This is a genomic window from Wolbachia endosymbiont of Anurida maritima (genome assembly GCF_042182995.1).
Lineage (GTDB): Bacteria > Pseudomonadota > Alphaproteobacteria > Rickettsiales > Anaplasmataceae > Wolbachia.
In genome coordinates this window covers 385,010-406,680 of sequence record NZ_CP102058.1, presented here as the reverse complement: position 1 = coordinate 406,680, position 21,671 = coordinate 385,010, and the positions used below count along the sequence as shown (strand labels likewise).

The window sequence follows — 21,671 nt, the reverse complement described above, 5'->3', positions numbered from 1 at the left end:
TTATGCTGTACAGATTGTGATTTAGGTGGAGTAAAAAGGGCTTTAGAAAATATGGTCTTATGTTAATGATAAAAAGTAACTATTATGGGTACAGAAAAACTGACTTTGCACGGAAAAATGGTGAAAAAGTTAGGGATTTTTTTGCAAAAAAGACGATATCAATAAAAAGGATTTCATTCCATTTAGAGTATGGAACTATCATAAATTTTTCTGTTATTTCCAAATGAATTGCTATTAACTTGGCAATACATATCACTAATAACTTAAATAATACAACCATTTCCAGCACACAAAATCTGCAACCGTGAGAACTGTTCGTTTTGGGATGCGTTGGTCTACCATGTGATCTGTACGAACTTTTTTATATGGTAATTTTATTATACGCTAAAATCAGCTATATTGGCCTACTTTCACCATATTTAGATATGAACTAACGTGCCTAGCTGTGTTGCAACAATTTCACGCTTTTATTTTCACAACCCTATTTTTACGCAACGCGTTCTCACAAAGGTACGTACTATTTTTATGTTTTTGAAGAAAGTAAATAAACAAATTTTTTGTGATGCTAATTAGCTTGTGTTTTTGTTAAAAAAGATCTTGTCTTACTAAACAAATTTGTTTAGTATATATTACCATGAATGTATCCATCTTCAATATACTGTTTATGCTTATCAGGTATCGTGGTTACTCAATATAAATATGAACATCCATATAAGCTCATATTGATTACTCAGCATTTCTATAGTGCTGGTATTGATTTATACCTCGAGTTTATTAAGAAGTGTGCAAAGGGAGGCATAACATCACTGCAGTTGCGTGAAAAGCATACTTCTTCAGAGTTTTTGTTTGAATTTGGGCGTAGATTAAAGTTAATTTTGGCACCTTTTAGTGTTCCACTTATAATTAATGACGATATTGAACTTGCACATAGGCTTGATGCAGATGGAGTTCACCTTGGTCACACTGATGGTAATCCAGAGCAAGCACAGAAGTTACTAGGTCCAAACAAAATAATTGGTCTTTCAATTGAATCATTAGATGAGTTAGAGAAGATCAACGATCTAGATATAGGGGTGACATATGTTGCTGCAAGTGCAGTATTTGCAACCAAAAGCAAAAATAATATAAAAACCTTATGGGGAATAGATGGTTTGAAAAAAGTAGTTGCATTATCAAGGTATCCGGTAGTTGCAGTTGGAGGTATCAATCAGAAAAATGTAGCACAGGTTATGAATACTGGTGCATTCGGAGTTGCTGTTATTGGTGCAATCCATGAAGCGAAGGATCCACAGAAAGAAGTGCAGCGATTATGTAACATTATCAATGGAAGTTAAAAGCTATGCTAGAGCAGATAAAATTATGCGTTGAAAAAATTCAAAGATCAAAACCTGTGATTCTGAATCTAACCAATTATGTAACTATGGATTTTGTTGCAAATGCTCTACTTGCAATAGGGGCTGCACCAATTATGTCTGAAGAAATAAATGAACTTGATGAACTTATATCTTACTCAAGTTCTGTCAATGTTAATATTGGAACACTTAATGATGCTTTTCTGGAAAGAGTAAAACATGCATTAAAAACTGCAAAGAAACTAAGAAAAATAGTAGTGCTTGATCCAGTAGGCTGTGGAGCAACAATGGTTCGCACAACAGCGAGTCAGAAACTCATTCAGTATGCTAATGTTGTTCGTGGCAATGCTAGTGAGATCATATCGCTTGACAATAATAATAAAGCTAAAACTCTTGGAGTTGAGTCGCAGAATGCTACTTTTGAAGCAGAAGAAAGTGCTAACTCTTTAGCTGAGCAATACGATATAACAGTTGTAATTAGTGGTGCAATTGATGTTGTAGTAAAAAAGGGTTCTATAAGGCACCTATCATTCGGTTTACCGCTTATGCAGCGTATTACGGGGATGGGCTGCGCACTATCTTCTATTATTGCTGCATTTTGTTCTGTAGAAACTGATTTATTTCAAGCGAGTTTGCTAGCTACCGCATTCTACAGCTTATGTGGTGAACAAGCTGCACAGAAGACTTCTTGCTCTGGATCTNTTTAGAGTGGTATTTCTTGATGCTTTATATAATCCCGATTTCAACTTTATGAGGGAAAAGTTATGAAATATAAAGCTCTTTCAATTGCTGGTTTTGACGGCTCAGGTGGAGCTGGGATTCAGGCAGACCTTAAGGTATTTTCAGCCTTTGGGTGTTATGGAATGACTGTGTTAACTGCTTTACCAGTACAAAATACTACAGGGGTAAAAAAGTGTTACCCATTGCCTTTAGAATCAATTAAGGAGCAATTAGAGGCTATTTTTGAAGATATAACACCAGATGCTATAAAGATAGGAATGTTATTTAGTTCTGAAGTTATAGAATTGGTTTCAGAATCTCTCTTAAAATATGCTACTGAAATACCAATTGTGGTTGATCCGGTAATGGTAGCAAAGAGTGGTGATAATCTTCTTTTGCCGGAAGCAATCAAATCTATTAAGGAAAAAATTATTCCAGTGAGTACAATAATTACTCCAAATCTATTAGAGGCTAAAGAATTAACAGGTATTGAAGTTAGAACTAAAGAGGAGATGCTTACCATTGCAAAAGAATTACTAAAGTTTGGCTCAAAATCTGTATTACTCAAAGGTGGGCATTTAAAAGATAGTGATGAATCCTGTGACTTACTTATTACAGCTAATAGTAATCATGAATGGTTTAGCTATCCTAGAATTGAGACTAAGAATACTCACGGAACAGGTTGTACATTATCTGCTACAATTGCTTCTTGTTTAGCTCTTGGCTTAGATCTTTTTGACAGTTGTAGGATAGCAAAAAAGTACATAAATAAAGCTTTAAAGGCTGCTCAAGGCCAACGCACCGGAAAAGGAATTGGGCCTGTTCATCACTTTTATCATCTGTGGCCAACACTCAATAAAATTATGGAGGAATAAAATGACTAAATTATCAGAAACAGTATGGAGAAAATCAGAACATGTTTACCAAGACATTATTAACCAACCATTTAACCAAGAATTGATGAATGGGACATTATCAAGAGAAAGATTTTGTTACTATGTAGAGCAGGATTCCTTTTATTTAACAAATTATGCAAATGCACTTGCTATGATTGCAGCGCGATTACAGAACATTAAACGTGTTAAGTATTTTTTAGAAGCTTCATTAAGCATGATTGATGAACAACAAAACCTACATTCACTACTTAAAAAGGAGTTTGATTTTAAAGAAACAGGTACTCTTACGTTAGCAACTTTAGCTTATACAAGTTACCTGCGCTACATATCTGCTACTGATATTTTTTAATAAGCAACCACTGTTTACTATTTTTTTCTTTTTTAAAAAATATCAAAGTAAAGCCTCCTTTTAATTTATGACCATCCAGCCAAATATCTATATGGCCATCTTTCAAAGCTTGATCTACTGGAACTATTTCACCATTTTTCTTAGTTATGTTATCAAACGTTCCTTTGTCCCAAATTTCTACAGTGCCTGCACCATATTCTCCCTTTGGAATGACTCCTTCGAAATTAGCATACTCAAGTGGATGATCTTCTGTTTCAATAGCTAGTCTTTTATCATGAGTATCGCTTGAAGGACCCTTTGGAATAACCCAAGATTTTAGTACGCCATTAATTTCTAATCTAAAATCATAATGTAAATGTGAAGCAGAATGTGTTTGAACAACAAATATAGGCTTAGTTAATGCTTGATTATCACCTTTAGGCTCTTTAGTTTTAGTGAAATCTTGCTTTTGTTGCAGTGACATTAAACTTGCTTTGCTCCTAAAATTAGATTAATTATAATCCATTTTAAAGTTTCATAAGTTTTATATGGAAGAGTCGAATAATACAATAAATATAACTCACCCTGAGAAAGTATTATTTCCAGAAAGTAATATAACTAAAGGTGAATTTGTGAAGTATTATACAGCTATTGCTGGTCGTTTACTACCATATATAAAAGATCGTCCCTTGACTGTTCATTGTTTTCCACATGGTATCGCGCAAGAAGGGTTCTACCGACAACATGCGCAGGAAGACTTACCTAAATGGTTTAAAACATGCGAATTGAAAAGGAAAATGGGAGGGACAGTAAAACATATTTTATGTAATGATAAAGAGAGCTTAATTTATCTGGTAAATCATAACACAATTGAGTTTCATAGGTGGCTGAGTACAATTGAAAATCCAGAAAATCCAGATATTTTGATCATAGATATAGATTCACCTAGTACTCGTTTTGACCTAGCATGTAAGGCAGCTAAGTTACTAAAGGTGCAATTAGAAGATAGAAAATTTAAACCATATGTGATGACTACAGGGTAAGTTGGGCTACACGTAGTTAGCTATATAAAACAAAAAATGAATTTTGATCAAGTGCGAGATATGTTACATAAAATTACTGCTGCAATTGCTCAGGAATATCCAAACGAGTTTTCAGTTGATATAAGAAAAAAATCACGTGAAGGTTTAATTTATCTTGATATTTCCCGTAATTCTTATGGCCAAACGGCAAAGGCTGCAAGTAATAACAAAAGAATAAAGACATTAAAGACGGCAAGAAAATGGAGGCAATAATGGATCAAATAGAAAAGAGTACTAAATTTAATAAAAGATTAGGATTTAGAAATGGCTAGGAAAATTAAGTGAAGTAGATAAATGTAATACTAAATTGTTGGGCAAGATTATATTTAAAGGTCTAAGAGCATGTCTTCAAACTAAGTAGAAAGGAGTTAAGAAGTGTGTTATAAGATATATTTTAAATGTACCCAAGCGATATAAGTGACAAAGAATGGAAGATGATAGAGCAATATTTTGAACCTAAAAAGACCGGCAGACCAAGAAAACACAGTATCAGAACGATTATCGATGCAATAAGGTATGTGATGAGAACAGGCTGTCAATGGAGACAACTACCTAAGAATTTTCCACCATGGAAAACCGTGTATAGTTGTAATTCGCGTTTAAAAAAAGTGGAATATGGCAAGAAATTCATGATTTTCTAGTTAAAAAACTAAGAAAGATAATTGGTAAGAATGAAACTCCATCAGTAGGAATAATTGACAGTCAATCAGTAAAAACCACTCAAAAAGGGGATCCAGAGGATATGATGCTGGCAAGAAAGTAAAGGGTAGAAAACGCCACATCGTTGTAGATACTCTAGGTCTTGTAATTGCTGCTGAAGTACACAGTGCAAGCATTCAAGATCGTGATGGTGCACTAAATCTTTTTGTTCAAGCCAAATGCAAAGCTCCAACATTACGTAAGTTTTTTGCTGATCAAGGATATACAGGTAAATTGCAAAACCGCTGTTTATTGGAAACTGGATGTTTGTTGACGATTACCAAGAAAGTAGTTGATACAGGATTTCAGGTTATTCCTAAACGTTGGATTGTTGAGAGAACCTTTGCTTGGCTCTCCAATTTTAGACGTATGAGTAAGGATTATGAGCATTCTCCTCTCACTTCAAAAAATAACATCTTTTTTAATATGATCACTATTATGCTTCACAAATTAGCTCATTCTTGAGTTTGAAGACATGCTCTAAGGTGCAGATAGTGCAAAAAATTGAACATAAGACGCCGATACATTAAGTAATCCTTACCTTTTAATCTACAGATTGGCGAAAGCAAATACAATAGCTTCAGTTTCATGATAAGGGCGCTGGCGAAGGAATTTTTATGGCCTAGCGTCACGCGCTACCGGCGGTTAACATCCTACATTCATTCTACTACAACGCAAGAAATTCGTACAGTTGTGATGGTATGACGTGAAGAGATCTGAGCAGATTTTCAATCAGAAAAAACAGCCAAAGATCTCTCTGAGATGTCAGTTTCTTTTATATCTGCAATTTTACCATCTTGATCAAATGAAATTTGCAGAGACTTACTGCTATACTTCCTTTTTCCTAAGAAGTTAGCTTGTTTAATTTTATATGAGACATAGTACCAAACATTGTCATCAAACTTTGATACTAATGTTGGTGATCCTAAAGTGTGAACCACTTTTTCTTTATCGTCACCTACTTTTATCTTGTTCCACAATTCAAAATTAATGCCAGGAGCTCCGTGATTATGAATAGTGTGAGTGCAGCTTATTAAAAATAATAAAACAAAGGATATTAATACTCGCATTTTTGTTGATAAATTACTTGAAGCTATAATACACTAAGAAATTACCTGCCGTCAAATTTCAAAAAAGTTAAATTGACTGATCCTAAATATCATTTAATATAATATTTACTTTAGAAAATAATAGGTGTCTTATGTCATTGTTAAAAGCAGATCCAATATACAAACCTTTTAATTATCCTTGGGCTTATGATGCGTGGCTACAGCAACAAAGGATACATTGGATACCTGAGGAAGTTCCGCTTGCTGATGACGTAAAGGATTGGAAAACTAAACTTTCAAACGTAGAGAAAAATCTACTAACTCAGATTTTTAGATTTTTTACTCAGGCAGACATTGAAGTAAATAACTGTTACATGAGGCATTATTCAAATATATTTAAGCCAACAGAAATATGCATGATGCTTGCAAGCTTTTCCAATATGGAAACCATACACATTGCAGCTTATTCTTATCTTTTAGACACAATTGGCATGCCAGAAAGCGAGTATCAAGCATTCTTAAAGTATGATGCTATGAGAAAGAAGTATGAATACATGTTAGAATTCGAGGAAAGCAAAAAACATGATAAAAAACATGTAGCTAAAACTCTAGCAGTGTTTGGTGCATTTACCGAGGGGCTGCAGTTATTTGCATCATTTGCAATTTTGCTCAATTTTCAACGCTTTGGAAAAATGAAAGGCATGGGACAAATAATTGCCTGGTCAGCCCGTGATGAAACTTTGCACACCAATTCAATTATCATGTTGTTTAATACATTTATTAAAGAGAATAATGAAATTTGGGACGACGAGTTTAAAGAGGAATTATATTCTGCATGTCGCACTATTGTTGAACTTGAGGATGAGTTTATAAAGCTTGCTTTTGATTTCGGAGACGTTGAAGGACTATCCGCAGAAGAAGTGCGCAATTACATACGCTACGTAGCAAACAGACGGTTAATGCAATTAGGTCTTGAATCCATATATGATGTCAATGATAATCCTATTCCATGGCTTGATGAAATACTAAATGGCGTGGAACATACGAATTTCTTCGAAAATAGAGTAACAGAATATAGCCGCGCAGCAACTCAAGGTACGTGGGAGGAAGCTTTTGCTGAAAACGACACAAACAATAAATAAGTGCTAATTTCACTCTTCTTTGTCATTCCAGCACTCCTTTCTTGTCATTCCAGCGCGTGACGCTGGAACCTGAAAAAAAAGAACCAGTTTCTTAGTTCTTCATTGACATGATCCACTTCATATGCCATAATAAAGCTTTAAGATTTGGAGAGAAAAAATGCAGGAGTTAAGTAAAATACTAATGGCAGTCAATTTTAGCCAAGATCTGAATAAGGAAAATATAGCTGATAAAATAAAAGCTAAAATAGAGACTAAGCTCAATGAAGAAAATTTAGATGAGTGGATTAAGAAAGATTGGGAAGAACTTCTTAAGAGGTGGGAAAAAGATAATTTTGATTTAAAGAAATTTCCATATGGTAATTTACTACAATTAGCAGCTGAGTTTAATTGTGAAAAACTAGCAAAGCATTTGGTGGCAAATGGTTTTGATGTTAATGATGGCTTTCCTTTGCATTGTGCTGCTAGAAAGAAAAGTCAAGAAGTATTGGTATTTCTGATACAAGAAGGAGCAAAGGTTAATCTACAAGGTAAAGATGGAAAAACTCCTTTGCATTATGCTGCTGAGAACGGGTATACACAAATAGTGAAAATCTTACTTGCAGCAAAAGCAAACGTTAGTATGCAAGATGACAGGGGATTTACTCCTTTGGACTATGCTGTTTGTCATGGAGATAGAGAGATAGAAATGGTGAAATCTCTGTTAAGAGCAGGAGCTACTAATGTACAAAGTAAATGTGGATTCACTCCTTTGCATTATGTTGCTCAGCGTGGATATGTGCAAATAGTAGAAACTCTACTAAAAGAAGGACATGCAGACGTTAATGTGCAAGATAAAAATGGAAAAACTCCTTTGCATTATGCTGCTGAGAATGAGTACACACAAATAGCAGAGGCTCTATTAAAAGGAGGGGCAGGTGTTGATGTAACAAGATAAAGACGGAAGGACTCCTTTATATTATGCTGTTTATTACACTCATGGTGAATATCCAAGACTAAATTATCAACATCCAAAAGTAGCAAAACTTCTACTAAATTATGGTGCAGATCCATCATTTATTCATAGACCTAAAGCTATAACAGCAGGAATTACTGTGGGTATATTAGCTGCCATTGTTGCTCCATTAGCACTCGTTTACGCTACTGCATTACCTGCACTAGCAATAATTGGAATTACTGTAGCATCTGCACTGATAGTTGGTGGTATTGCCTATGGAGTTGCATATAAGGTATCAGAGCATTCGTTAAATAGCAAGTTAAGTGAGGTTAGCTGGAGTAATATAGGTGAGCAGACCACAGCTGCTAATTTACCACAGTAACCACGCCGTGGCAGTGTTTGTACTTCTTCCCAGAGTTGCAAGGACATTTGTCGTTTCTTGAGACTTTGGGAAGTCTGCTATTTCTAGCAGAGTGTAACCTATTGCCTATTTCTTGGTTATCTACCAACTTAAAGTGTGCTAAGCGGTGAATGGTAAGTTCTTTCCACTTTTCAAGCATTGACTCAAACATCAAGAAAGCTTCGCGTTTAAATTCATTCAGTGGATCTTTCTGCCCCATAGCACGTAAGCTTATGCTTTGTCTTAGGCTCTCTAGAACTGAAAGGTGTTCCCTCCATAAATGATCAAGTGTCATTATCATCATTTGCTTCACTATCGTATTCCACAAATCTGTAGTTTGCTGACTATTGAAATATTTTTCTTTTTCAGCAAAGAATTCCTGTATCTTACCATTTATATAACCCAAAGCTTCCTGTTTGTTCAAAAACTTTGCTAAATCTTCTTTATCAAGCGTTATTCCATACCTTGTATGGAATTCTTTGATTATATCTTCAATATAATCCTCATAATAGCCACTTTGGATTATACCTTCTACTATGCTCTCATTTACTTCGCTATATACTTCAAGTAAACCATTAATCTCATTGCCTAAGATATTGTTTCTCTGCTTAAAAATAACTTTACGTTGGTTGTTGATTACGTCATCAAACTTAAGCAAAGACTTCCGCATATCATAATTTCTAGCTTCAACTTTCTTTTGTGCCTTCTCAAGTGCCTTATTGATCCATGGATGATGAATAGCTTCGTTATTCTTTAATCCTACTTTTTGTAAAAAACTTCTCATTCTATCAGAGCCAAATATTCTCATTAGGTCATCTTCAAGTGATAAAAAGAACTTAGAAAGTCCAGGATCACCTTGACGGCCAGAACGGCCACGTAATTGATCATCTATTCTCCTGCTTTCATGTCTTTCGGTTCCAACCACACATAAACCACCAGCTTTTATAGCAACTTCCTTATCTTTTTTTACTCTTTCGACTATTTCTTGATATTTTTTNTCTCTTTCATCATCATTTTTTATCTTCTTCAGCTCTACCTTTGCAATCATTTCAGCATTTCCACCAAGCTGAATATCAGTTCCACGCCCTGCCATGTTAGTTGCTATAGTAATGCTGCCTGGCACCCCAGCTTGCGCTATTATGTACGCCTCTTGTTCGTGATAACGAGCATTCAATACTGAATGTTTAAGAGAATGACTTTGCAAAAGCGCAGAAAGCTTCTCAGAGTTTTCGATGCTTACCGTGCCAACTAGAACTGGTTGAAGGCGCTTGTGGCATTCTTCTATAAAGTTTAATACAGCATTAAACTTTTCCTTTTCTGTACCGTAAATCTCATCATCGATGTCTATTCTTTTTACAGGTACATTAGTTGGAATTTTTACTACATTTATTCTGTATATATCACGAAACTCTTCTGCTTCTGTTGCTGCTGTTCCAGTCATTCCGGAAAGTTTATTGTACATACGAAAGTAATTCTGAAATGTGACTGAAGCTAAAGTTTGGTTCTCATGCTGAATTTCAAGATTTTCCTTCGCTTCAAGTGCCTGATGAAGACCATCGGAATATCTCCTGCCCTCCATCATACGCCCAGTAAACTCATCAATAATCACTACCTTGCCATCCTTTGCTATATAATCTTTGTCAGCAGTGAACAGCTTATGTGCACGCAATGCTTGGTCTATGTAGTGGGTCATTATCATATTGTTGGTATCATAAAGCGAAGAATTTTCAGGAATGAGATTATATGACCTGAGTAGTTCCTCCACTCGTGAAATACCATCTTCAGTAAGGAACACTGCCCTACCCTTTTCGTCTACCTCATAATCAGAGTCAACTAATTTGGTTACTATTTTATTGATATGCTTATATATCTGATTATTTTCCTCAACCGGGCCAGAAATAATAAGCGGAGTGCGAGCTTCATCAATCAATATGGAGTCCACTTCATCAACTATTCCGTAGTGAAAGCCTCTCTGAACCATGTCTTCTTGAGAGAATTTCATATTGTCCCGCAAGTAATCAAAGGCAAGCTCGTTATTTGTGGAATACACGATATCTGCACTGTAAGCCTCTTTTCTCTCTTCATCTGTCAAGTTATTCGTAATAAACGCAACAGAAACCCCAAGAGAATTATATAATTTGCTCATCCATTCTGTGTCTCGTTTTACAAGGTAGTCGTTAACAGTTACGACGTGCACGCCTTTCCCTTCTAAGGAATTTAGATATGCTGCTAAAGTTGCAACGAGTGTCTTTCCCTCCCCTGTTTTCATTTCTGATATCATGCCACTGTGGAGTACCATTCCACCAATTAGCTGAACATCAAAATGTCTCATGCTAAGAAATCTTCGCGATGCTTCGCGCACAACCGCAAATGCGGGTACAAGAATGTCATTTAGTGTTTTGCCATTTTTCAATTCTTGTTTGAATTCTTCAGTTTTACCAGCAAGCTCCTCATCAGATAAACTCTGCATATCAGATTCCAATGCATTGATTTTCTCAACAATTTTTCTGAAGGATTTTACGATCTTCTTATTTGTTGACCCAAATGTCTTTTTTATAAAAAGAAACGACAATATAAAAATGAAAAATATAAGAATGGCTGTCAAAATTAGCGGAGAATCTAACATAAACTTAAGTAAAGTCTTATTTAATATGAGATTATATTACTAAATGCAGCCTACAGCAATGATATATAATAGCAAAGGAGTGCACAGAGCATTCCTTAGTGCTTAGTTAAATATGCTGCTCTGTCTTTTCTTGATTTTGCGTACTAACTCCGTTCATGTCAGTATTAGGTTCAGAAGCTTTCATTTCATTCAACTTATGAAACGAATCAAGAAATTTCACTCCTCCTATAATTCCTAAACACAGTGCTATCAATGCTCCTGCAGTAGCTAATAAAGCTGGTATAGCAGGTGCATTGGGCGACACCTGCGAAACTGATATTACATTAAGAGATATAAAAGGAAATACACCGTATTCAATTTCTAACCAAACAGTGCCAGCAGTAATACCTACTGCAGTAGCTATCATTGCAACACTAATAGCACATGATAAATGTAATTGTCTTTTCCGAATTGTATTTATTACTTCTTTACATTGACCTTTATCAATTTTCTCAGTTAATTTACCTAGCTCCTTTTCAGTAAATCTATATTTAAATGGACCAGATTTAAGAATTGAGCAAGCAATGTTAGGATGCTTGCTGAAAAGATAAATCCATTTATCAGTATGACTACTTTCAATATCTCCACCAAGATCTCCTGCCGTATTACTTAAGATTAATCCCTCAATACCATTCCTCTGAGATTTTTCTAGGATACTCTTAATAGCCTGATCATTGTGTTCACATATAGCATAATAAAAAGGTAAACCNNAGTATTGTGCTTTAACAAAGAAGTTAGTTGGTCAGTCGCTCTCAATCCAAGAATTTGTTCAAGAATACCATTTTCTTCAGCTATTTGTAGAATATCTTTAATAGCCTGATCATTGTGTTCACATATAGCATAAGTAAGTAACGTATAAGTCACTGACAAAAGTTTCTTACTATTTACTTTATGTGTATAATTTAAAAGAACGTCTTGTATTTCTTGTTTACTCCTATCTTTTAATATACTCGCAACACCTCTCTCATTATATATTGCATTTATTAAGTTACTACCCAACATACCTATATCCTAATATTATTATATACACTTTAGTAAAATTTGTCAACTTTTCAAACCTTCTCCTTGTTCAGTGATCCCAGTGTACACGACCTACTGATAGCCGCTCTACCAACTGAGCTATGGGATCATGTTTAAAATTATACTTCCAAAACCAACCTATTTGGATCTTCTATATAATTTTTTATTTTAACAAGGAAAGTCACTGCTCCTTTGCCATCAACTATTCTGTGGTCGTAAGAGAGAGCGATATACATCATAGGTCTAATTTCAATTGAGTTGCCCACGGCAACTGGCCTATTTTGTATTGAATGCATTCCAAGTATTCCAGATTGCGGAGGGTTTATTATCGGAGTAGAAAGAAGCGAACCGTATACTCCGCCGTTTGAGATAGTGAATGTTGCACCTTCCATTTCTGACACTTGTAACTTACCTTCTCGTGCTTTTTTACCAAGAGCAACTAAAGTCAACTCTATTTCAGCAAATGACATCTGATCAGCATTTCGAATAACTGGCACAACAAGACCTTTATCGGTGCCAACAGCAACACCTATGTCATAGTAATGTTTATATATGATCTCATCGCCTGAGATCTCAGCGTTAATTTCAGGGATCTCTTTCAGTGCTTGCACCGCTGCCTTTATAAAAAACGACATAAAACCAAGTTTTATTCCATATTTTTTTTCAAAAGTGTCCTTATATTTTGCTCTTAGATCCATGACATTTTTCATGTCAATTTCATTGAACGTGGTCAGTATTGCAGCAGTATTTTGCGACGCTTTCAAACGAGCGGCAATTACTTGCCTTATTTTGCTCATTTTTACTCGTTCCTCTCTTTGCTCTCCACTTACTATACTTTTTGGCAATTCATATTGTTTTATTGCAGGCTGTTCAGCTTTGTTTATATGGCCTATCACATCTGCTTTTGTTATTCTATCTCCCATACCAGTTCCTTTAACACTTTCTGCATTGATTGAATTTTCCTCCATAATTTTGCGAGCTGATGGAGCATCTTTTTTAGCAGCACTTTCGCTTTTATCTTCTTTTCTCGCTTCCTCTTTTACTTCCCCCACAGAAAGCTTCGCTAACAATTGATCAGGACTTATCACATCATCTTCCTTTACAAGAAATTCAGTTATTTGCCCTGAAGCTTCTGCAGTTAATTCGAGTGCTGTTTTGTCAGTCTCAATTTCAAAGAGCAAGTCATCTACTTTTACTGCCTCGCCAATATTTTTCTTTATTTTTACTATACCTTCTGTGACTGATTCACCACCAAGAGTTTTTGGTGCTCTGATTTCTATAATTTTGCTCATAAAACAACTTCCGTATAAAACTTTTTATAGATTTATACATGAAAAGAGACATGTAATAAACTAATAAATTCATTGAGGCTCTTATCATTTAGAAGTGGACCACAACTCCCAAATGTCATTCCAGCGCAGCCATAAAGATTCCTTCGCCAGCTCCCTTATTATGAAACTGAAGGTATTCAGTTATCTTCATCTGTGCAGATTAAACAGCAAGAAAACAACTTAGTTGGCGTCTTATTTTTAATTTTTTGCACTATGTGCACCTTATGTCTTCACAACATTTCTAGCTATATAAGCTGAAACGCAGACAGTATAGAACGCCGATTTGCAGGATTAGAGAGTGGCAACTAGTTAACACGGGATTTCTTTTGCCTTTTTTTCGTTTGGTAAATTTCTTAACATTTATAGCTAACATATTTGAGAGTAACTTCCGCTAGTAGGGTGTTATCCCAGTGCCCAGACCCCATAAGTGTTGAAAGTATCAAAAATAACGTGATATGAGATGATCAACGGCATGTAAATTACCTCCCGACAGTAAAACAATCGAACGTATAAAAGAGTCATTTAGATCCAATGTGAATTGCAGTAATGCTATTTTGAACCCATGTAGATTATTTTTGATTTTATAAACAAGAAATAACAAAGCCGTAATAATAATCATGTAAATATACACCTTCATGCCATTCATAGTATGGCTTAAAAAGTGCTTATATCCAAGATTTTGCTTTATAAATTTAAAGAACACTTCTATATCCCATCTGCGCCTATATAGCTCTGTTACTTCATAAGCTGGCATTTCAAACAAGTTTGTCAAAAACCATATTTCATCTCCAATTTTATTTCTGATTTTTATTAGCCGTAGATCATGCTTTTCTGCCACTTTACCTCGTGCACGATAAAGATTAACTATTATATCTTCTAAAATCTCTGATCCATCCGATTTTTGTTCTCTTATAACTTTGTTCCTGCTTATAACATCATGTTTTCTTCCCACTTTAACTCTTGTGATAAATTTGTACTCCTTTTCATCAAATTCGGCAAAAGTTCCAACTTTTCTGATTCCTCTATCAAATAATAAAATATCCTCTTTTTCAACTTTAGCTTCATTAATTGCTCTCACTAATGCTATATCTTCACTACTTTCTTCTTGTCCTTTACAAAATCTTATACTTGTCGGCAATTGATCCTTTAATCCTACACTCACTTTAACTTGACTGTCGTTACTTTTACCGCCTATTTTTAGCCCATCTTTTATGAGATATCCCGATAAATTTATGATCGTCGAATCAAACTTATGTAAGTTATTTGATGTTTTTTGGGGTAATAGCTTTTTAATCTTGCTCATCAAATCAATATATACTCCCTTAAAATATTCTGGATTTATAACTTTTAACCTTTTTGACAAACCACTGTATGTTACTGTACTTTTATCGCTATTCTTATCCATTATACACCTGTTTATTACCATTTCTAGCGCTCTTAGGCTTGTTTTTTGCCCCATTAATATTAACTTCATTAGACCTTTAAATATAATCTTGCCCAACAATTTAGTATTACATTTATCTACTTCACTTAATTTTCCTAGCCTTTCTAAATCCTCATCTTTTATTAAATTTAGTACTCTTTCTATTTGATCCATTATTGCCTCCATTTTCTTGCAATAATAGTTCTTTATGTCTTTTTTGTGTTACTTTCAACACTTATGCCCAGACCCCTTAGACAATGTGCCATCTTTTGATTTTGTCCATTCTGGGCAGGGTTTTTAAGTTCTTTGATCTTAGAGCATGTCTTCAAACTAAGTAGAAAGGAGTTAAGAAGTGTGTTATAAGATATATTTTAAATGTACCCAAGCGATATAAGTGACAAAGAATGGAAGATGATAGAGCAATATTTTGAACCTAAAAAGACCGGCAGACCAAGAAAACACAGTATCAGAACGATTATCGATGCAATAAGGTATGTGATGAGAACAGGCTGTCAATGGAGACAACTACCTAAGAATTTTCCACCATGGAAAACCGTGTATAGTTGTAATTCGCGTTTAAAAAAAAGTGGAATATGGCAAGAAATTCATGATTTTCTAGTTAAAAAACTAAGAAAGATAATTGGTAAGAATGAAACTCCATCAGTAGGAATAATTGACAGTCAATCAGTAAAAACCACTCAAAAAGGGNGATCCAGAGGATATGATGCTGGCAAGAAAGTAAAGGGTAGAAAACGCCACATCGTTGTAGATACTCTAGGTCTTGTAATTGCTGCTGAAGTACACAGTGCAAGCATTCAAGATCGTGATGGTGCACTAAATCTTTTTGTTCAAGCCAAATGCAAAGCTCCAACATTACGTAAGTTTTTTGCTGATCAAGGATATACAGGTAAATTGCAAAACCGCTGTTTATTGGAAACTGGATGTTTGTTGACGATTACCAAGAAAGTAGTTGATACAGGATTTCAGGTTATTCCTAAACGTTGGATTGTTGAGAGAACCTTTGCTTGGCTCTCCAATTTTAGACGTATGAGTAAGGATTATGAGCATTCTCCTCTCACTTCAAAAAATAACATCTTTTTTAATATGATCACTATTATGCTTCACAAATTAGCTCATTCTTGAGTTTGAAGACATGCTCTAAGATTAAGTCTCTTCGTGCAGATGGAGCTTATGATACAGCAAATTTATATAAGTTATGCAATAAGTATAATTTAAAACCCATAATAAAGCCGAGAAAAAATGCAAAAATCTACAATGATATAGATCATTTATCGGAACGAAATAAGAACATCAATATAAGAAAAGCATACAATTTAAGTCAGTGGAAAAAGAAGACAAGGTATGGAACACGATCACGTATTGAGAGTTTTTTCTTTAGGGTTAAAAAAACATTTGGATTTAGTTTTAAGAATAAATCCAAAATAAATCGTTCTCAAGAGATGATCTTAAAATGCTACTTGATTAACAAATTTACTGATATCGGTATGCCTATTTTCGAATTTGCCTCGTAAATCCCTTACATCACACCTTCTCATTGGTAGCCATGCAACAAAGCCGAGTAAGGGCAGTTTCTTTTGCCCCGATACAGGAGTTGCTAATTTAACCTCTGAAGAAATTTGTAAGACACTAGAGTTGGCTGTAAACCTTTATTCATACGATCAAATATATTGAAGATTTTTTGATTGTTCCAGACAGTTTTTACACTTATGTTATGCTTGTAGATGCAACATTAATGTTAAAAAAAGCTGAACAATTTTACGAAACAGCAAAAGATCCAAGCTCAAAAACTGTAGATATATCTATTAATAAAAATACTGGTAATTTATCATTTATACCTGTAACACCATAAAAGTGTATAATTGCTACAAGACTTGATTTTTAACCTTTCATGTAATACAAGTGCAATATAGTCAATTAAAGCAAAGCTATGCATCCAATCATATATCTACTCAACACGTTACTTGATCTTTATAGCTTCATTCTAATATGTTGGGTTATCCTAAACTGGCTGATTAAACTTAATATGGTGAACATATATAATGAAACTGTCAGCAGCATAATGCACATCTTGAACCAATTGACATATCCACCACTAAAAATTATCAGAAGATACATACCACCGTTCAACGGATTAGATTTATCTATAATGATATTGCTAATAGCAATTCGCTTTGTACAATATACAATGAATTACTACTTTTAAGTAGATGCTAAAAAGATATCTAAAAGCAGCAGTATATCTATCACTCTTAATATATGTATATATATCAGTTTTTAGCTACAACTATAAAGATCCTTCCTTAAACACAGCTACAAATGAGAAAGTGACAAATTTAGGTGGAATAGTAGGTTCATATTTAGCTGATATATTGGTTCAATTTCTTGGATTAACTAGTGTTACAATAGCTACAACCATAGTTTACTTGTTGATATCAAAAAGGTCGCTGAAAATTCTCTATTTAATATTAATCAATTTAGGGATATGTGCTATACTACCACAACTTTCGCTAGGCATCACTGCAAGGTACAGACACAGTGGAATAATAGGGAATACACTAATTAATAACTGCCCGTTTTATATATTTGTGATAGTAACATCAATAGGTCTTGTAGGATTGGTTGGTTGGAAGAAAATAACTTACTTTCTATTCTTCTTATGTAAAAAAATAGTTTGCTTATTTGTAAATGTTCCATTCCTCAGATCACATAAAACTGCTGAATATTCAGTTGCACCATTAGTAGTAGAAGAAAAACATAAAACTAAAATCACTACTAAACAACAACCAAAAGAAAGACAGAAAAAAGCCACCGAAGAAATTTTCAGTGAGTTCGAGTTTCCAAGTATTCATTTACTTTCTAAAGCAGAGGAGTCTTTGCAGAGAAAGCAGCTGAATGAAATGGAGAGCAATAAAAATTTATCTCTGCTGGAACAAGTCCTGAGTGATTTTGGCGTGCAAGGAAAAATTATCAGTGTATGCTATGGGCCGGTTGTGACTTTATACAAACTTGAACCACAAGCTGGCACGAAATCTGCAAGAGTAATTGGCCTTGCAGATGACATTGCACGTTCAATGAGTGCACTCTCTGCACGTATTTCAATAATTCGTGGGCAAAATGCTATGGGAATAGAGTTGCCGAACAAGGAACGAGAAATTGTAATGCTGCGTGATTTGCTTGAATCACCAGAATACCAAAATGCAAACTTAAATCTCCCAATTGCGCTTGGCAAAGAAATAAGTGGAAAACCAGTTATTGCAGATCTAACCAAAATGCCTCACTTGCTTGTTGCTGGAACCACAGGGTCAGGTAAGTCAGTTGCGATTAACACTATGATTCTTTCACTCGTTTATCGATTAAGTCCTGATGAATGTAAGATGATAATGATTGACCCCAAAATGCTTGAGCTTTCAATATATGATGCAATACCACATCTCATAACGCCAGTGGTAACAGAGCCAAAAAAGGCTATAGTCGCTCTTAAGTGGATAGTGAAAGAAATGGAAAACCGCTATCGCATGATGTCATACTTAAATGTGCGCAATGTTATAAACTATAATCAAAAAATCACAGAAGCGATGAATAGTGGAATAGAATTGGAGCGCGTTGTGCAGATTGGCTTTAACTCAACAACAGGTAAGCCTTTGTTTGAAAAAATACCAATCAAGATGGAGACATTTCCGTATATTGTAGTGATCGTGGATGAAATGGCAGATTTGATGCTTGTTGCCGGCAAAGAGATAGAGTGCTCTATTCAGCGTTTGGCGCAAATGGCCAGAGCTGCAGGAATACATATCATAATGGCAACACAACGTCCATCCGTGGATGTGATAACAGGTGTGATAAAAGCAAACTTTCCAACAAGAATCAGTTTTGCTGTTACTTCTAAGATAGATAGCCGCACAATACTTGGCGAACAAGGGGCTGAACAATTGCTTGGTATGGGTGATATGCTCTATATGGCCTCTGGTGGTAAGATTATTCGAATTCACGGCCCATTTGTGAGCGATGATGAGGTACAAGATATAGTTGATCATTTGAAAATGCAAGGTGAGCCAAATTACATGGAGGAAATTACCAAAGAAGATGAAAATTCTTCTACGGAATTGGGTGATGAAATAGAGGATGAAGAAAATAACCTCTACAATCAAGCAGTGGCCATTATTCAAAGGGATCAAAAAGTTTCAACCAGTTACATTCAAAGGCAGCTTAGAGTAGGCTATAACAGAGCTGCAAACATCGTTGAAAGAATGGAAAAGGAAGGTATTGTCAGTGCTCCAAATTATTCAGGAAAGAGAGAGATATTAGTAGAATAATAGGGCTTCTGAAAACGTTCATGCGCGTTAAGTTAGGCCATAGATGGGTATCTTAAAATTTACTGCAAATGCAATTTTCCTGGCTATCTTTTACAAAGTTAAAAGTTGTCTTCCTTAAAAATATGATTGAATAATTGTGTGTATAATTATTAATAGACCTCTTTCAAAATTGGCAAAGAGCAAAAATTAGTATAAAATCATACATTTAAAAGTATGAGATATGAACAAAACAAAGCTCAATCAGTTGTTCGGAGCTATTCAGTATATAAACAGAGAAGAGAACCTTGCTCCAATACGGTCCTTATGACCAAGATCTATGACGGCTCCTCTTCTCTATACATCTTTATATTACTATTGCTTAATACTTATAAAGACTTGTTTTTAACATATAAGTTCTATGAAGCATGAGAAAGAATCAGACAATATTGAGAAGGCTGAAGAAGCAGTAAGGAATTATGGATCACCTCCTCCAAACGCTCCTCCTTATAGTGAACTTAATAATTCTAATGTGGGAGGGGTGTTTGGAAATTGTAAGGGGTGCTAAACCCACAACTGTACGAACATTGTGATTTGGGCCCATCAGATCCCAGTCTGGGATCCAGCTTTTCGGTAATTTTATCGAAAATGTTTGCTCGTTTACAATCAATTTTCCTGGATCCCAGACTGGGATGACATTATANGGAGCACTGGGATGACACCATTTGTTGTGTTTAACAAAGTTCGTACTTAGCTTCATGTTAGCTACAAATATTNNTAAGAAATTTACCAATCTAAAAAAAAGGCAAAAGAAGCCCTGGTCATTGTTTATTTTCAGTATTTGGCGTTTTTTAAGTCTTAAACACTGTAATTTAGCTGCGTTTAAATGCAACTCACCTTAGTTTAAATGTTTAAGAAATTTACTAAGCAGAAAAAAAGGCAAAAGAAACCCCGTGGTAATTAGTGTTCACTCTCTAATCCTGCAAATTGGCGTACTATACTGTCTGCGTTTCAGCTTATATAGGTAAAAACCCAGAAATGTTGTGAAGACATAAGGTGCACATAGTGCAAAAAATTAAAAATAAGACGCCAACTACGTTGTTTTCTTGCTGTTTAATCTGCACAGATGAAGATAACTGAATACCTTCAGTTTCATGATAAGGAGGCTGGCGAAGTAAGTTTTTCGTTTCTTACGGCTATGCGCTACCAAAAACTGGTTTTTTTATATGGTTATGCAAGAAGTCTACTATAATGCTAAGATAACTTTGCAAATCGAAGTAATAACGTTATAATATCACATCGTTAACAAATATTTAAGTAAAGCAGTGTGGTAAAAGATACTAGGGATAAGGTTATAGCTCTTGGAGCAATTGGTGCTATAATTGGAGGCATTGTCAGTCTTGTGCTAAATTTAATAAAATTGATAGGGATGGTTATTGGTTTTGCACTAAGTCTTGTAGGAATTCCTGTTAATTTCGTATTAAGTTTAATAGAGGCCTAAAGGTAGCTCTTGCTTGTCTTACGCTAGGCTTAATTGGAGCTATTATCATTATTAGGCAAGTAAAATCACCTTTAATCAAAAAGATAATTGTTCCGCCTATTGTTATTTGTGGAATGATTTTAATAGGATACGTTGCTGGCTTTGTGTTGAACTTTATTAGCTCTTCACCTTTGATTATGGGAGGAATGATTGGTTTTATATATCCGGCGCTGTTTATATTGCTTTCAGTACTTTTGTCGCGTAATCCTGATAAGGAAAATGGAGTTTTCGGTGAAATCCTTAAAGATAGTAAAGCATTTTTTATAAAGTTAGGCATTGTAACAGTAATCGGTACAGCAGTTGGAGTTGGTCTTGGCGTTGCTGTCAGTGCTGTTTTTCCTAATGTAATGCTTGGAATGTGGTCGATAGCTTTAGCAAGTGCAGTAATAGGAGCAATAGTGTTCCCAATAGAAATTTTTATTGGTAACCTGTCTGCAATTAACAAATTGGGAACTTTTACTGCTAAGCTTATTACTCCTTCTTCAAAAGAAAACGAACCAAGCAAGTCATTGGGTGAAATACTTGCTAATCTAGCTGAAGAAAACAAACCAATGAGTGAAGTACTTGCTAGTCTAACATCTAGTTCGTCAAAAGAAAATAAACCAATGAATGAAGTACTTGCTAGTCTAGATGAAGGAAACAAACCAAGCAACTCATTGGATGAAATACTTGCTAATCTAACATCTAGTTCGTCTGCTGCATTTTCAACTCGACAGTTATAACATGCGGAACTAAGAATTTTTAGTTGTGAAGAAGTATAATATTATGTATAATGCTTTA

Annotated in this window: 23 protein-coding genes and 1 pseudogene; 18 read left to right on the top strand and 6 right to left on the bottom strand. The window is 34.9% G+C overall.

What is annotated here, in order from left to right:
* The first annotated feature begins 680 nt into the window (after positions 1 to 680).
* From thiE to NOX90_RS02250, 4 genes are all read left to right on the top strand, one after another.
* On the top strand, positions 681 to 1,334 hold the full coding sequence (gene thiE, locus NOX90_RS02265) for a thiamine phosphate synthase (protein ID WP_375604375.1): 654 nt from the start codon (positions 681 to 683) through the stop codon (positions 1,332 to 1,334).
* Positions 1,335 to 1,339: 5 nt separating this feature from the next.
* On the top strand, positions 1,340 to 2,059 hold the full coding sequence (thiM, locus tag NOX90_RS02260; protein WP_375604374.1) for a hydroxyethylthiazole kinase: 720 nt from the start codon (positions 1,340 to 1,342) through the stop codon (positions 2,057 to 2,059).
* 57 nt (positions 2,060 to 2,116) lie between these two features.
* The gene (thiD, locus tag NOX90_RS02255; RefSeq protein ID WP_375604373.1) at positions 2,117 to 2,947 is read left to right on the top strand and encodes a bifunctional hydroxymethylpyrimidine kinase/phosphomethylpyrimidine kinase; all 831 of its coding nucleotides are present in this window, start codon (positions 2,117 to 2,119) and stop codon (positions 2,945 to 2,947) included.
* A gap of 1 nt (position 2,948) precedes the next feature.
* Positions 2,949 to 3,317 carry a hypothetical protein gene (locus NOX90_RS02250; RefSeq protein ID WP_375604372.1) on the top strand — a complete coding sequence of 123 codons (369 nt, stop codon included), beginning with the start codon at positions 2,949 to 2,951 and terminating at the stop codon, positions 3,315 to 3,317.
* On the opposite strand, the gene NOX90_RS02245 is transcribed toward NOX90_RS02250, so the two are convergent.
* A complete protein-coding gene (locus NOX90_RS02245; RefSeq protein WP_375604371.1) occupies positions 3,301 to 3,780 on the bottom strand; it encodes a DNA polymerase ligase N-terminal domain-containing protein in 480 nt (159 codons plus the stop codon). The genes NOX90_RS02250 and NOX90_RS02245 overlap by 17 nt on opposite strands.
* Before the next feature lie 64 nt (positions 3,781 to 3,844).
* Here NOX90_RS02245 and NOX90_RS02240 point away from each other — a divergent pair.
* From NOX90_RS02240 to NOX90_RS02230, 3 genes and pseudogenes are all read left to right on the top strand, one after another.
* Positions 3,845 to 4,591: pseudogene (locus NOX90_RS02240) on the top strand (DNA polymerase domain-containing protein).
* Positions 4,592 to 4,776: 185 nt separating this feature from the next.
* Positions 4,777 to 5,019, top strand: coding sequence for a transposase (locus tag NOX90_RS02235; RefSeq protein WP_375603621.1), 243 nt, complete (start codon positions 4,777 to 4,779; stop codon positions 5,017 to 5,019).
* A 64-nt stretch (positions 5,020 to 5,083) separates the two neighbouring features.
* The gene (locus tag NOX90_RS02230) at positions 5,084 to 5,542 is read left to right on the top strand and encodes a transposase (protein ID WP_375604575.1); all 459 of its coding nucleotides are present in this window, start codon (positions 5,084 to 5,086) and stop codon (positions 5,540 to 5,542) included.
* 263 nt (positions 5,543 to 5,805) lie between these two features.
* Here the strand turns inward: NOX90_RS02230 and NOX90_RS02225 are convergent, their stop codons facing one another.
* Entirely contained in the window at positions 5,806 to 6,147 is a 342-nt protein-coding gene (locus tag NOX90_RS02225; protein WP_375604370.1) for an outer membrane protein assembly factor BamE, read from the bottom strand.
* A 131-nt stretch (positions 6,148 to 6,278) separates the two neighbouring features.
* Here NOX90_RS02225 and NOX90_RS02220 point away from each other — a divergent pair, with 131 nt between their 5' ends.
* The 3 genes from NOX90_RS02220 (at position 6,279) to NOX90_RS02210 (ending at position 8,584) form a co-directional block, all read left to right on the top strand.
* Positions 6,279 to 7,268, top strand: coding sequence for a ribonucleotide-diphosphate reductase subunit beta (locus NOX90_RS02220; RefSeq protein ID WP_375604369.1), 990 nt, complete (start codon positions 6,279 to 6,281; stop codon positions 7,266 to 7,268).
* A 157-nt stretch (positions 7,269 to 7,425) separates the two neighbouring features.
* Positions 7,426 to 8,202 carry an ankyrin repeat domain-containing protein gene (locus NOX90_RS02215; protein ID WP_375604368.1) on the top strand — a complete coding sequence of 259 codons (777 nt, stop codon included), beginning with the start codon at positions 7,426 to 7,428 and terminating at the stop codon, positions 8,200 to 8,202.
* Between the two features lie 157 nt (positions 8,203 to 8,359).
* Positions 8,360 to 8,584: a hypothetical protein gene (locus tag NOX90_RS02210; RefSeq protein ID WP_375604367.1), complete on the top strand. Its 225-nt coding sequence runs from the start codon at positions 8,360 to 8,362 to the stop codon at positions 8,582 to 8,584.
* Here the strand turns inward: NOX90_RS02210 and secA are convergent.
* The 4 genes from secA to NOX90_RS02190 form a co-directional block, all read right to left on the bottom strand.
* Positions 8,568 to 11,228, bottom strand: a complete 2,661-nt coding sequence (secA, locus tag NOX90_RS02205; protein WP_375604366.1) for a preprotein translocase subunit SecA — start codon at positions 11,226 to 11,228, stop codon at positions 8,568 to 8,570. The genes NOX90_RS02210 and secA overlap by 17 nt on opposite strands.
* Before the next feature lie 106 nt (positions 11,229 to 11,334).
* Positions 11,335 to 11,634, bottom strand: a complete 300-nt coding sequence (locus NOX90_RS02200; protein ID WP_375604365.1) for a hypothetical protein — start codon at positions 11,632 to 11,634, stop codon at positions 11,335 to 11,337.
* A 772-nt stretch (positions 11,635 to 12,406) separates the two neighbouring features.
* Positions 12,407 to 13,579 (bottom strand): 2-oxoglutarate dehydrogenase complex dihydrolipoyllysine-residue succinyltransferase, encoded by a 1,173-nt coding sequence (odhB, locus tag NOX90_RS02195; protein ID WP_375604364.1) that lies wholly within the window; start codon positions 13,577 to 13,579, stop codon positions 12,407 to 12,409.
* 478 nt (positions 13,580 to 14,057) lie between these two features.
* Entirely contained in the window at positions 14,058 to 15,227 is a 1,170-nt protein-coding gene (locus NOX90_RS02190) for an IS4 family transposase (RefSeq protein WP_253303197.1), read from the bottom strand.
* 189 nt (positions 15,228 to 15,416) lie between these two features.
* Here NOX90_RS02190 and NOX90_RS02185 point away from each other — a divergent pair, with 189 nt between their 5' ends.
* The 8 genes from NOX90_RS02185 (at position 15,417) to NOX90_RS02150 (ending at position 21,613) form a co-directional block, all read left to right on the top strand.
* A complete protein-coding gene (locus tag NOX90_RS02185; RefSeq protein WP_375603768.1) occupies positions 15,417 to 16,184 on the top strand; it encodes an IS5 family transposase in 768 nt (255 codons plus the stop codon).
* Positions 16,185 to 16,186: 2 nt separating this feature from the next.
* On the top strand, positions 16,187 to 16,573 hold the full coding sequence (locus tag NOX90_RS02180) for a transposase (RefSeq protein WP_375604363.1): 387 nt from the start codon (positions 16,187 to 16,189) through the stop codon (positions 16,571 to 16,573).
* A gap of 167 nt (positions 16,574 to 16,740) precedes the next feature.
* The gene (locus NOX90_RS02175) at positions 16,741 to 16,911 is read left to right on the top strand and encodes a hypothetical protein (RefSeq protein WP_375604362.1); all 171 of its coding nucleotides are present in this window, start codon (positions 16,741 to 16,743) and stop codon (positions 16,909 to 16,911) included.
* A 78-nt stretch (positions 16,912 to 16,989) separates the two neighbouring features.
* Positions 16,990 to 17,265, top strand: a complete 276-nt coding sequence (locus NOX90_RS02170; RefSeq protein ID WP_264719255.1) for a YggT family protein — start codon at positions 16,990 to 16,992, stop codon at positions 17,263 to 17,265.
* A gap of 4 nt (positions 17,266 to 17,269) precedes the next feature.
* Entirely contained in the window at positions 17,270 to 19,375 is a 2,106-nt protein-coding gene (locus NOX90_RS02165) for an FtsK/SpoIIIE family DNA translocase (protein ID WP_375604361.1), read from the top strand.
* Positions 19,376 to 19,772: 397 nt separating this feature from the next.
* A complete protein-coding gene (locus NOX90_RS02160) occupies positions 19,773 to 19,919 on the top strand; it encodes a hypothetical protein (RefSeq protein ID WP_375604360.1) in 147 nt (48 codons plus the stop codon).
* A 759-nt stretch (positions 19,920 to 20,678) separates the two neighbouring features.
* A complete protein-coding gene (locus tag NOX90_RS02155; protein WP_375604359.1) occupies positions 20,679 to 20,852 on the top strand; it encodes a hypothetical protein in 174 nt (57 codons plus the stop codon).
* A gap of 113 nt (positions 20,853 to 20,965) precedes the next feature.
* Positions 20,966 to 21,613, top strand: a complete 648-nt coding sequence (locus tag NOX90_RS02150) for a hypothetical protein (RefSeq protein WP_375604358.1) — start codon at positions 20,966 to 20,968, stop codon at positions 21,611 to 21,613.
* The last annotated feature ends 58 nt before the right edge of the window (positions 21,614 to 21,671 follow it).